Consider the following 11,699-nt stretch of genomic DNA (forward strand, 5'->3'; position numbering starts at 1 on the left):
GATCAGCGCGTCGCCAGCAGTTCCTTGCCGCGGGCCACGGCGGCGCGTACCTGGTTCGGCGCGGTACCGCCGATATGGTCACGGGCGTTGACCGAGCCTTCCAGGGTCAGCACGGCGAACACGTCGTCGCCGATCTGGTCGCTGAACTGGCGCAGTTCGTCCAGGCTCATCTCGGCCAGGTCCTTGCCGCTCTGCACGCCGTACTTCACCGCGTGCCCGACGATCTCGTGGCAGTCGCGGAAGGGCAGGCCTTTGCGTACCAGGTAGTCGGCCAGGTCGGTGGCGGTGGAGAAGCCGCGGCGGGCCGCCTCGCGCATGATCTCGCGCTTGGGCTTGATCGCCGGGACCATGTCGGCGAAGGCACGCAGCGAGTCGCGCAGGGTGTCGGCGGCGTCGAACAGCGGCTCCTTGTCCTCCTGGTTATCCTTGTTGTAGGCCAGCGGCTGGCCCTTCATCAGGGTCAGCAGGCCGGTCAGGGCGCCGAACACGCGGCCGCTCTTGCCGCGCACCAGCTCGGGCACGTCGGGGTTCTTCTTCTGCGGCATGATCGAGGAGCCGGTGCAGAAACGGTCCGGCAGGTCGATGAACTGGAACTGCGCGCTGGTCCACAGCACCAGCTCTTCGGAGAAGCGCGACAGGTGCATCATCGCCAGGGATGCGGCGGCGCAGAATTCGATGGCGAAGTCGCGATCCGACACGCCGTCCAGCGAGTTGCCGCCAACGGCGTCGAAACCCAGCAGTTCGGCGGTGATCTCGCGGGCGATCGGGTAGGTGGTGCCGGCCAGCGCGGCCGAGCCCAGCGGCATGCGGTTGACCCGCTTGCGGCAGTCGATCAGGCGCTCGTAATCGCGGCTGAGCATCTCGAACCAGGCCAGCAGGTGGTGGCCGAAGGTCACCGGCTGGGCGGTCTGCAGGTGGGTGAAGCCGGGCATGATGGTGTCGGCTTCGGCCTCGGCCAGGCCGAGCAGGCCCTGCTGCAGGCGGGTGATCTCGGCGAGGATCAGGTCGATCTCGTCGCGCAGCCACAGGCGGATGTCGGTGGCCACCTGGTCGTTGCGCGAGCGGCCGGTGTGCAGTTTCTTGCCGGTGACGCCGATGCGGTCGGTCAGGCGCGCTTCGATATTCATGTGTACGTCTTCCAGGTCGACGCGCCAGTCGAACTGGCCGGCCTCGATCTCGGCCTGGATCTGCTTGAGGCCCGCCTCGATGGCGTCGCGCTCGTCTGCCGTGAGCACGCCGACCCTGGCCAGCATGGTCGCATGGGCGATCGAGCCCATGATGTCGTGGCGATACAGGCGCTTGTCGAAGTCGACGGAGGCGGTGAAGCGGGCGACGAAGGCGTCGACGGGCTCGCTGAAGCGGCCGCCCCAGGACTGGTTGGTTTTATCGCTGCTCATGGCTGGACTCGTGGCAGGGCAGGCGCGGGCCTGCGGATCGGACAAAGTGTGCCGATAATAACAGCCTTGCCGGGAAAACCGAGGCCGCGCCGATCTGCAGGGCGCGTCACAGTTTTCCACGGTCGTCGGCAGCTGGGGCCCTCTTTTGGCCCGGCTGGAACGCTCTGGCTTGCCGCCCGGGGGCGCACGCGAGGAAACTGCGCGGATGAAAATCCACTGGTTCAACAAGGGGCGCACCCTGGCCCCGGACGACGATTTCTTCCTCCCGGAACTGTGCGAGCCCGAGGCCCTGCTCAGCATGGTGCTGCTGGCCGAGCTGCTGGTGCTGGTGCTGGTGCTGGCCGAGCCGATGCTGCCGGGCTTCAACTGGGTGCGCCTGGCGCTGACCTCGCTGTTCGTGCAGTGGATAGTGCTGCTCTCCGCCGCCCTGCTGTGCCGCCTGCGCCCGCTGCTGGCGCGGCTGCGCGCGGCGCTGGCCGGCAGCCTGTGCTGCGCCCTGGTGGTGGGCCTGACCCTGGCCTGCACGGCGGTGGCCGACTTCTACGAGCTGGGCGGGATGCTGCCGCGCGACGGCGAGGTCAACCTGTACCTGCGCCATGCGCTGATCAGCCTGATCATGTCCGGCCTGCTGCTGCGCTACTTCTACCTGCAGAGCCAGTGGCGCCGCCAGCAGCAGGCCGAGCTCAAGGCACGCATCGAGTCGCTGCAGGCGCGCATCCGCCCGCACTTCCTGTTCAACAGCCTGAACAGCATCGCCAGCCTGGTGGCGGTCGACCCGCACAAGGCCGAGCAGGCGGTGCTCGACCTCTCCGACCTGTTCCGCGCCAGCCTGGCCCGGCCTGGCACCCTGGTGTCCTGGGGCGAGGAGCTGGAGCTGGCCAAGCGTTATCTGTCGATCGAGCACTATCGGCTCGGCAACCGGCTACAGTTGGATTGGCAGGTGGAGAATGTGCCGGCGGATCTGCCGATCCCCCAGCTGACCTTGCAGCCGCTGCTGGAGAATGCCCTGATCTACGGCATCCAGCCGCGCATCGAGGGCGGCCTGGTACGGATTGAGGCGGACTACCGGGACGGGGTGTTCCAGCTCTGCGTGAGCAACCCCTTCCAGGCAGTCGCCGAGCAGCAACCGTCGCGCGGGACCCACCAGGCCCTGGTGAATATCGACGCGCGCCTGGCGGCACTTTTCGGCCCCGGTGCCAGTCTCAGCGTGGATCGCCGTGACGGGCGCCACTTCACCTGTCTACGCTATCCTTGTTCGAGACTCATGCAGGAAGCCCGAGCAATATGAATGTGCTGATCGTCGATGACGAACCCCTTGCCCGCGAGCGCCTGACCCGCATGGTTGGCGAACTCGAGGGTTATCGTGTCCTCGAGCCCTCGGCCAGCAATGGCGAAGAAGCGCTGGCGCTGATCGACAGCCTGCGGCCGGACGTGGTCCTGCTGGATATCCGCATGCCCGGCCTCGACGGCCTGCAGGTGGCGGCCCGGCTGTGCGAGCGCGAGGCGCCGCCAGCGGTGATCTTCTGCACCGCCCACGACGAGTTCGCCCTGGAGGCCTTCGACGTCAGCGCCGTCGGCTACCTGGTCAAGCCCGTGCGCCCGGAGGCCCTGGCCGCCGCCCTGAAGAAGGCCGAGCGGCCCAACCGCGTGCAGCTCGCCGCGCTGACCCGTCCGGCTGCCGGCGGCAACGGCGCCGGCCCACGCAGCCATATCAGCGCGCGCACCCGCAAGGGTATCGAGCTGATTCCGCTGGAGCAGGTGATCTTCTTCATCGCCGACCACAAGTACGTGACCCTGCGCCACGAAGGCGGCGAGGTGCTGCTGGACGAGCCTTTGAAGGCGCTGGAGGACGAGTTCGGCGAGCGTTTCGTGCGCATCCACCGCAATGCCCTGGTCGCCCGCGAGCGCATCGAGCGCCTGCAGCGCACGCCACTGGGGCACTTCCAGCTCTATCTCAAGGGCCTGGGGGCGGATGCCCTGACCGTCAGCCGTCGCCACGTGGCCGGTGTGCGCAAGCTGATGCACAGCCTGTAGCACGTCCTGGTGCAGCCTGCGGCGATCATGCCTGCGGGCGTGCGCCGACCATCCTGTTATCATCCCCGGCAGTCCGTTTTCTGGAATTGCCCATGTCCCGCGAAATCCGCATCGCCACCCGTAAGAGCGCCCTGGCCCTGTGGCAGGCCGAGTACGTCAAAGCCCGCCTGGAGCAGGCCCATCCCGGGCTCAAGGTCAGCCTGGTGCCCATGGTCAGTCGCGGCGACAAGCTGCTCGACGCGCCGCTGGCGAAGATCGGCGGCAAGGGCCTGTTCGTTAAGGAACTGGAGACCGCCCTGCTGGAAAACGAGGCCGACATCGCCGTGCACTCCATGAAGGACGTGCCGATGGACTTCCCTGCGGGCCTCGGCCTGTTCTGCATCTGCGAGCGCGAAGACCCGCGCGACGCCTTCGTCTCCAACACCTACGACAGCCTCGACGCGCTGCCGCCCGGCAGCGTGGTCGGCACCTCCAGCCTGCGCCGCCAGGCCCAGCTGCTGGCGCGCCGGCCGGACCTGAAGATCCACTTCCTGCGCGGTAACGTGAATACCCGCCTGGCCAAGCTGGACGCCGGCGAATACGACGCCATCATCCTCGCCGCCGCCGGCCTGATCCGCCTCGGCTTCGAGGCGCGCATCCGCGCCTCGATCAGCGTCGACGACAGCCTGCCGGCCGGCGGCCAGGGCGCCGTGGGCATCGAGTGCCGCAGCGCCGATGCCGAGATCCATGCCCTGCTGGCGCCCCTGCACCACGCCGAGACGGCCGCCCGGGTCACCGCCGAGCGCGCGCTGAACAAGCGCCTGAACGGCGGCTGCCAGGTGCCGATCGCCTGCTATGCCCTGCGCGAAGGCGAGCAGCTGTGGCTGCGCGGCCTGGTCGGCCAGCCCGACGGCGGCCTGCTGCTGCGCGCCGAGGGCCGCGGCAGCGACGCCGAGGCGCTCGGCGTGCAGGTGGCCGAACAGCTGCTGGCGCAGGGCGCCGAGGCCATTCTCAAGGCGGTCTACGGCGAGGCCGCCCCCGAGTGACGGGCTGGCGCCTGCTGCTGACCCGCCCGGCCGCCGAGTGCGCGGCCCTGGCCGCCACCCTGGCCGAGGCCGGGGTGTTCAGTTGCAGCCTGCCACTGCTGGAGACCGAGGCGCTGGCCGAGACGCCCGAGCAGCGCGCCACCATCCTCGGCCTGCAGCGCTACTGCGCGGTCATAGTGGTGAGCAAGCCGGCCGCGCGCCTGGGCCTGGCCCTGCTCGAGCGGCACTGGTCGCAGCCGCCGGCGGGGCCGCGCTGGTTCAGCGTCGGTGCCGCCACCGCGCAGCTACTCGATGATTACCTGCGACCGCATGGCCTGGGCGCCTGCTGCCCGAGCCAGGGCGACGACAGCGAGGCCCTGCTGGCCCTGCCCGAGCTCGACCAGGCTCTGCGCGTGGCCAACCCGCGGGTGCTGCTGATGCGTGGCGAGGGCGGCCGCGAGCTGATCGCCGAGACCCTGCGTGCGCGCGGCGTGGCGGTGGACTATCTGCAACTCTACCGGCGCCTGTGCCCGCGCTACCCGGTCGGCACGCTGCAGCGGCTGGTCGAGGCGGAGCGCCTCAACGCCCTGCTGGTGAGCAGCGCCCAGGGCCTGGACAACCTGCGCCAGCAGGCCGCCGCTGCCTGGACGGAGCTGGCTCGGCTACCCTTGCTGGTGCCTAGCCCGCGGGTGGCCGAACTGGCCCGCGCGGCCGGCGCCCAGCAGGTCATCGATTGTCGCGGCGCCAGTGCCGCGGCCGTTCTGGCGGCCCTGCGCGCCCATCCGGCACCGGCCCACTGACTCGAAGGAAAAGGACTCGTGAGCGAAACAGCCCCGCAGATCAGCGAACCGACCCCGCAACCCGCCGCCGAGCAACCGCCCGTGGCCAAGGCCAAGGGGCGTGGTCCGGCCTGGCTGGCGCTGCTGGTCGGCCTGGCCGGCCTCGGTGTCGGCGCCTGGAGCGCCTGGCAGCTGTACCAGCAGCAGGGCCAAGCGGCGGCGCAGCTGGCGCAGTTCAAGCAGGTCGGCGAGGCGGCCCAGGCGCGTCTCCAGGCCAGCGAGGAGCATGTTGCCAAGCGCCTGGCCGGCCTGCCCACGGCGGACGAGCTGGCCACCCAGCGCGACCTGCTGGTGAGCCTGCAGGGTGAGCAGCAGCGTCTGGCGCAGAGCCTCTCCGGGCTGCTCGGCAAGAGTCGCGAGGACTGGCGCCTGGCCGAGGCCGAGCACCTGCTGCGCCTGGCCATGCTGCGCCTATCCGCGCTGCAGGACGTGGACAGCGCCATCGCCCTGGTGCAGGGCGCCGATGACATCCTGCGGGCGCAGAACGACCCGCAGGCCTTCGCTGCCCGTGGCGAACTGATCAAGGTGCTGGAGGCGCTGCGCAGCCTGCCGCAGGTCGACCGCAGCGGCCTGTTCCTGCAGCTGGCCGCCCTGCGCGAGCAGGTGGCCGGGCTGCAGCTGCTGGCCCCCGAGTACATTGTCCCGGCCGAGGTGCCGAGCAGCGTCACGGTCAGCGACAGCAGCCGCTGGCAGGCGCTGTGGGAGCAGCTGTCGCGCTATGTGCGCCTCGACCTGCACGCCGACCAGGACGTGCGCCCGCAGTTGGCCGGGCAGAGCCTGGCGCAGGTGCGCCTGACCCTGGCGCTGGCCCTCGAGCAGGCTCAGTGGGGCGCGCTGAATGGCGAGCCGGAAGTCTACCGCCAGGCCCTGGCCGCCGCTGCCGAGGTGCTGGATACCTACTTCGACCGCGACAACCAGGCCGTGCAGGCCCTGCGCAAGCGCGTCGACGAGCTGGCCGGGCAGTCGGTGGTGGCCGGCGTGCCCCCGCTGGACGATGCGCTGAACACCCTGCAGGCCTACCTCAAGCGCCGCGAGGCCGCCGAGCTGCTGCCCGAGGCGGTCGAGGAGGACGGCCAATGATCCGCGCCGTCCTGCTCCTGCTGCTGGTGGTGGCCGGCGCCACCGCGCTGGGCCTGGCCATCGCCGAACACAGCGGCTACGTGCTGATCGCCTGGAAGGGCCTGCGCTACGAGTCCAGCCTGTGGGTCTTCCTGCTCCTGCTGCTGCTGGCCTGGCTGCTGCTGCGCGGCCTGCGCGGGCTGATCCGGCTGGGCCTGGTGTCCGGCGGCCTGCTCAATCCCTGGTCGCGCCGCCAGCGTGGGCGGCGCCAGCAGCTGGCCGCCGACAAGGGCCTGCTGGACCTGATCGAGGGGCGCTGGGAGCGCGCCGTGCGCCATCTCTCCCTCGCCGCCGAAGGTGAGCGCCAGCCGTTGATGTACTACCTGGGCGCCGCCCGTGCCGCCCACAAGCTGGGGCGCATGGAGCAGAGCGAGGCCCTGCTCGAGCAGGCCCTGCGCCGCCAGCCCCAGGCCGAGCTGGCGATCGCCCTGACCCATGCCGAGCTGCAGCGCGAGCAGGGTGACCTGGACGGCGCGCTGAACACCCTGCAGGCCATGCGCGAGCGTCACCCACAGCATCACCAGGTGCTCGAGCAGCTGCAGCGCACCCTGGTCGAGCGGGGCGACTGGGCGGCGCTGCTGGAGTTGCTGCCGGAGCTGCGCAAGGGCAAGGTGCTGCAGGGGGAGGCGCTGGTCGAGCTGGAGCGCCGGGTATGGATCGCCCGCCTGCAGGCCGCCGGCGAGCAGGGCCTGGACCAGGGCGAGGCGGCCCTGCAGCCGCTCACCGGCGCCTGGCAGCAGCTCTCCGCAGCGCAGCGCCAGGATCCCGAGCTGCTGCTGGCCTACGCCGGCCAGCTGCGCGCCCTGGGCGCCCAGGAAGAGGCCGAGGAGGTGCTGCGCAAGGCTCTCAAACAGGGCTATGACGGCCGCCTGGTGCGCCTCTACGGCCAGTTGCGCGGGCGCGATCCGGCGCGCCAGCTGCAGACTGCCGAAGCGTTGCTCAAGCAGCAGCCGCAGGACCCGCTGCTGCTGCTCAGCCTGGGCCGCCTGTGCCTGATCAACGGCCTGTGGGGCAAGGCCCGCGAGTATTTCGAGATCAGCCTGGAGTTTTCCCGCAGCGCCGAGACCTGCGCCGAACTGGCGCGCCTGCTGGCCAGCCAGGGCGACGTCGCGCGCAGCAACCAGCTGCTGCAGGAAACGCTGGCCCTGCAGGGGCGCTCCCTGCCCGAGCTGCCGCAACCCTCGGCCTGACGTGCGGCGCCCTGTCGCTGACGGGGCGTCCGCCTGTGCCTTGAAAGGCCGTTCGGCTTTCCTCTACCGTAGGCGCCTTTCCCGCCCTGCATCGGAGTTCCCATGGCGCTGGCCAATCCGCGTTCGCTGTTCCTGCTGGCCTTCCTCGGCTGCCTGGCCCTGATGGGCGGGGCGCTCTACTTGGAGCATGCGGTCGGCCTCAACCCCTGCCCGATGTGCATCGTGCAGCGGGTCTTCGTGATCCTCTTCGCCCTGGTCTGCCTGGTCGCCGCCATCCATGGCCCGCAGCGTCTCGGCCAGCGCATCTATGCCGGGCTGGCGCTGCTGTTTGCCGCCGGCGGCGCCGGCACTGCGGCGCGCCAGGTGTGGCTGCAGAGCGTGCCGGCCGACCAGCTGGAGGCCTGCCTGCCGAGCCTGGAATTCATGATGGAGGCCCTGCCGCTGCAGGAGATCGTGCGCCTGGTGTTCCATGGCACCGCCGACTGCGCCGAGGTGAGCTGGACCCTGTTCGGCCTCAGCGTGCCGGAGTGGAGCCTGCTGGCTTTCATCGGCATGATCCTGTTCGCCCTGTTCCAGCTGCTGCGGCGCAACAGCCTGTAACGCCCCCGGTTTGCCGTCGCCGCGATCGCGCGCGATAGTTCTGCGCTCATGATCGTGCCGCGGAGGAATGCCATGCGTCTCGTCCTGCTCTGCCTGCTGCTGCTCGGGCTCACCGCCTGCAGCGGCCCGGATATCCGCCAGTACGCCAGCGAACAGCCGCGCCTCGAACTGTCCGACTACCTGAATGGCGAACTGGAAGCCTGGGGCATGTTCCAGAACCGCTCCGGCGAGGTGGTCAAGCGTTTCCATGTGGCCATGACCGGCACCTGGCAGGGCGATGTCGGGACCCTCGACGAACGCTTCACCTACAGCGATGGCACTACCGAACGGCGGGTCTGGACCCTGCGTCGCCAGGCCGACGGCAGCTGGCGCGGCACGGCCGCCGACGTGGTCGGCGAGGCCGTCGGCGAGGTGGCTGGCAACGCCCTGCACTGGCGCTACCAGTTGCGCCTGAAGGTGGACGGCGAGGAGTACCTGGTCGACTTCGACGACTGGATGTTCCTCATGGACCAGCGTGTCATGCTCAACCGGGCGCGCATGAGCAAGTGGGGCGTCGAGCTGGGGCAGGTGACCCTGAGCTTCTACAAGCCCGCGCCATGAGAGGTGCCAGATTTCCCGCACGGGGTGACTTGATGCCCGCGTCGAGTGGGCATACTCTGGCCCTACGTCTCGCCATAAAACCGGCGAGGCGTTCCCCGGGAATTCGCGAGCTGACAATAAAATGTCTCGGGGCTGGCGTATTCAGCATTCACCAGTAGGGAAGTGAGGACATCATGCTCGAGAGCTGCCAGAACGCCCAGGAACGCTGGGGCGGAGTACACCAGCTGATCGACCGCTGGCTGCAGGAGCGTCATGAGCTGGTCGGCGCCTTCGGTGCGCTGTGCGACAAGCCGCAGGCCCCGGCGGCCAATGCCGCCGATATCCAGCGCTTCTGCGAAATCCTGGTGGACTACGTGTCGGCCGGGCACTTCGAGGTCTACGAGCAGCTCACCGTCGAGGCCAAGGCCTTCGGTGACCAGCGCGGCCTGGAACTGGCCAAGCAGATCTACCCGCGCATCGAGGCCATCACCGAGGTGGCCCTGGCCTTCAACGACCGCTGCGACAACGGCGACTGCCGTGACACCGCCTCGCTCAGCGCCGAGCTGAAGCGACTCGGTCAGCTGCTGCACGAGCGCTTCGAACTGGAAGACTGCCTGATCGAGGTGCTGCACAACGCCCATCAGCAGCAGGCCACCGCGACCCCGCTCTGAGGTGGATGGCGCAATGAAAAGCCGCCCCAGGGGCGGCTTTTTGCTGGGCGCTCAGTCGGCCACTTCCAGCAGCTCGACCTCGAACACCAGAGGTGCATCTGGCGGAATCAGGTCGCCGGCCCCTTCCTCGCCATAAGCCTGGGCGGACGGAATCACCACGCGCCAGCGCGCGCCGGTCGGCATCTGCCGCAGGGCGGTCTGCCAGCCGGGAATCAGCGCGCCGAGACGGAACCACTGCGGCCCCTCGCTCTGGTCGAACAGGCGGCCGTCCGCCAGCTCACCACGGTAGTTCACCCGCACCCGGCTGTTCGCCTCGGGTCTGGCGCCGGTTCCGCCGCGCAGCTCGCGCACCAGCACGCCTCCGGCCAGTTCGCGCACACCGAAGACGGCCTTCTCCCTGGCCAGGAAGCGTCCCTCGGCCTGCCGTGCCTGTTCCTGGCGGAGGTTGGCGATGCTCGCCTCGTGGTTCTCCAGCAGGGTGTCGATGCGCTGCTCCGGCAGGCGCAGCGGCTGGTCGAGATAGGCTTGGCGCAGGCCGGCGACGAGCTCGTCGATGGGCAGATCGGGCACCTCGGTACGCAAGCGTTCACCCAGCCGTACTCCCAGGCTGTAGGCCAGATCCTCGTCCTGCGGCGCCGCCGGCAGCAGGGGCGGAAACAGGCACAGCAACAGCAGCGCGTGACGCAACATGGGGAGTTCTCCACGGAATTTGCCGGCGATTATGCCTGCTGCTGGCGCGGGTGCTAGCGACCGGCGAGTCGGGCGTCTAGTATGGGGTGCACCAACGTCCGTTAGGAGGCACGTCATGCCGACCAACAATAAGAAGTCCGTCAGCACCCCTCTGCACCTGCTTCAGCAACTTTCCCACAGCCTGCTCGAACATCTGGAGAAGGCCTGCTCGCAAGCGCTGGTGGATGCCGAACAGCTGCTGACCAAGCTGGAAAAGCAGCGCGGCAAGGCTCAGGAAAAGCTGCATGACACCCGTGCCAAACTGCAGGAGGCGGCCAAGGCCGGCAAGGCCAAGGCCCAGGAAAAAGCCAAGGCCGCGGTCGCCGAACTGGAGGAGCTGCTGGAGGGACTCAAGACCCGCCAGGCCGAGACCCGCGGCTATATCGCGCAACTCAAGCGTGATGCCCAGGAGAGCCTGAAGCTGGCCCAGGGCGTAGGCAAGGTGCGCGAGGCCGCGGCCAAGGCCCTGGACAGCCGCAGTGCGGTCAAGCCCGCGGCCAAGCCGGCCGCGAAGAAGCCTGCCGCCAAACCCGCCAGCAAGGCCGCCGCCAAGCCGGCTGCCAAGGTCGCGGCGAAACCGGCCGCCAAGCCTGCGGCAAAACCTGCTGCCAAGGCTGCCGCCAAGCCGGCGGTGAAGAAGGCCGCCAGTACCGCCAAGCCGGCGGCCAAGCCTGCCGCAAAACCCGCGGCCAAGGTGGCGGCCAAACCCGCCAGCAAGCCGGCCGCCAAAGCAGCCGCGAAACCGGCTGCCAAGCCCGCCGCTAAAGCTGTGGCCAAGCCTGCCGCTGCCAAGGCGCCGGCCAAGCCCGCTGCCAAACCCGCGACCAAGGCTGCTGCGAAGCCTGCCGCGAAACCGGCGGTCAAAGCTGCGGCCAAGCCGGCTGTCAAAGCTGTGGCCAAGCCTGCCGCGAAGCCGGCGGCGAAACCCGCAGCCAAGCCGGCGGCGAAGAAGCCGGTTGCTGCCAAACCGGTGGCCAAGCCTGCGCCCAAGCCGGCAGCGCCGGCCAGCGCTGCCGCGCCGACTGCGGCCCCGGCCGCTGCTCCGGGCACCGGCAACGGCAGCGCCGCACCCTCCGCCTAAGTCTGGTTGGCCGCGGCGCGCAGCAGCTCGCGCGCGTCGCGGTCGTCCACCAGCTGCTCCAGCCAGGCCACGGCATCGTCCGTGGCCTGCCATTTCTGGCTCGCGCCCTCCAGCCGCCTGAGCAGTTCCTGCTCGGCCTCCAGCTCCAGCGCCTTGATCTGTTCACGCCGGCGCGCCAGCTGCGGGTCGCTCTGCGCCGGCGTCTGCAGGCCGCGGCGCAGTTCGCGCAAGGGCTGCACCACTTGGCGCTGCCAGGGCTCGGCGATGGCGCGCAGCTGATCGAGGCGCTGCCCGTCGCAGGCCACCCGCCGCCGCTCCAGCCACAGGGCACAGAGCAGCAGGCAGACATCCGCGCCGCCTTCCTGCAGGCGCAGGCACAGCGCTTCCACGCCGGGGCGGGCATAGCAGGCGAGGGCGAAATTCCACAGGTCGGTGGGCATGCGGCGCTCCGGGCGA

General features: G+C 69.8%; 13 protein-coding genes. 10 read left to right on the forward strand and 3 right to left on the reverse strand.

The window, feature by feature from the left end; genetic code table 11:
• Positions 1-2: 2 nt before the first annotated feature.
• A complete protein-coding gene (gene argH, locus DMO17_RS12450; RefSeq protein WP_110682809.1) occupies positions 3-1,397 on the reverse strand; it encodes an argininosuccinate lyase in 1,395 nt (464 codons plus the stop codon).
• A 205-nt stretch (positions 1,398-1,602) separates the two neighbouring features.
• Between argH and DMO17_RS12455 the strand changes: the two genes are divergently transcribed.
• The 9 genes from DMO17_RS12455 to rsd all read left to right on the forward strand — a co-directional run bounded on the left by DMO17_RS12455 (position 1,603) and on the right by rsd (position 9,433).
• Positions 1,603-2,685: a sensor histidine kinase gene (locus DMO17_RS12455; RefSeq protein WP_110682810.1), complete on the forward strand. Its 1,083-nt coding sequence runs from the start codon at positions 1,603-1,605 to the stop codon at positions 2,683-2,685.
• On the forward strand, positions 2,682-3,431 hold the full coding sequence (locus DMO17_RS12460; RefSeq protein ID WP_110682811.1) for a LytR/AlgR family response regulator transcription factor: 750 nt from the start codon (positions 2,682-2,684) through the stop codon (positions 3,429-3,431). Before DMO17_RS12455 ends, DMO17_RS12460 begins: the two co-directional genes overlap by 4 nt.
• A gap of 92 nt (positions 3,432-3,523) precedes the next feature.
• Positions 3,524-4,456, forward strand: a complete 933-nt coding sequence (gene hemC / locus DMO17_RS12465; RefSeq protein WP_110682812.1) for a hydroxymethylbilane synthase — start codon at positions 3,524-3,526, stop codon at positions 4,454-4,456.
• Positions 4,453-5,235 carry a uroporphyrinogen-III synthase gene (locus DMO17_RS12470; protein ID WP_110682813.1) on the forward strand — a complete coding sequence of 261 codons (783 nt, stop codon included), beginning with the start codon at positions 4,453-4,455 and terminating at the stop codon, positions 5,233-5,235. The genes hemC and DMO17_RS12470 overlap by 4 nt, the downstream gene beginning before the upstream one ends.
• Positions 5,236-5,253: 18 nt before the next feature.
• Positions 5,254-6,354 (forward strand): uroporphyrinogen-III C-methyltransferase, encoded by a 1,101-nt coding sequence (locus DMO17_RS12475; protein ID WP_258371533.1) that lies wholly within the window; start codon positions 5,254-5,256, stop codon positions 6,352-6,354.
• Entirely contained in the window at positions 6,351-7,583 is a 1,233-nt protein-coding gene (locus DMO17_RS12480) for a heme biosynthesis HemY N-terminal domain-containing protein (RefSeq protein WP_110682814.1), read from the forward strand. The genes DMO17_RS12475 and DMO17_RS12480 overlap by 4 nt, the downstream gene beginning before the upstream one ends.
• 102 nt (positions 7,584-7,685) lie before the next feature.
• Positions 7,686-8,183, forward strand: a complete 498-nt coding sequence (locus DMO17_RS12485; protein ID WP_110682815.1) for a disulfide bond formation protein B — start codon at positions 7,686-7,688, stop codon at positions 8,181-8,183.
• Positions 8,184-8,255: 72 nt separating this feature from the next.
• Entirely contained in the window at positions 8,256-8,783 is a 528-nt protein-coding gene (locus tag DMO17_RS12490; RefSeq protein ID WP_110682816.1) for a DUF3833 domain-containing protein, read from the forward strand.
• 173 nt (positions 8,784-8,956) lie between these two features.
• Positions 8,957-9,433, forward strand: a complete 477-nt coding sequence (rsd, locus tag DMO17_RS12495) for a sigma D regulator (protein WP_110682817.1) — start codon at positions 8,957-8,959, stop codon at positions 9,431-9,433.
• Positions 9,434-9,484: 51 nt separating this feature from the next.
• Here rsd and DMO17_RS12500 read toward each other — a convergent pair whose 3' ends face one another.
• On the reverse strand, positions 9,485-10,123 hold the full coding sequence (locus DMO17_RS12500; protein ID WP_110682818.1) for an FKBP-type peptidyl-prolyl cis-trans isomerase: 639 nt from the start codon (positions 10,121-10,123) through the stop codon (positions 9,485-9,487).
• A gap of 115 nt (positions 10,124-10,238) precedes the next feature.
• On the opposite strand from DMO17_RS12500, the gene DMO17_RS12505 reads away from it, so the two are divergent.
• The gene (locus DMO17_RS12505) at positions 10,239-11,243 is read left to right on the forward strand and encodes an AlgP family protein (protein WP_110682819.1); all 1,005 of its coding nucleotides are present in this window, start codon (positions 10,239-10,241) and stop codon (positions 11,241-11,243) included.
• Here DMO17_RS12505 and DMO17_RS12510 read toward each other — a convergent pair.
• Positions 11,240-11,683, reverse strand: a complete 444-nt coding sequence (locus DMO17_RS12510) for a TIGR02444 family protein (protein WP_110682820.1) — start codon at positions 11,681-11,683, stop codon at positions 11,240-11,242. The genes DMO17_RS12505 and DMO17_RS12510 overlap by 4 nt on opposite strands.
• Positions 11,684-11,699: the final 16 nt, after the last annotated feature.

It is taken from the genome of Aquipseudomonas alcaligenes, from assembly GCF_003205495.1.
GTDB lineage: Bacteria > Pseudomonadota > Gammaproteobacteria > Pseudomonadales > Pseudomonadaceae > Aquipseudomonas > Aquipseudomonas alcaligenes_B.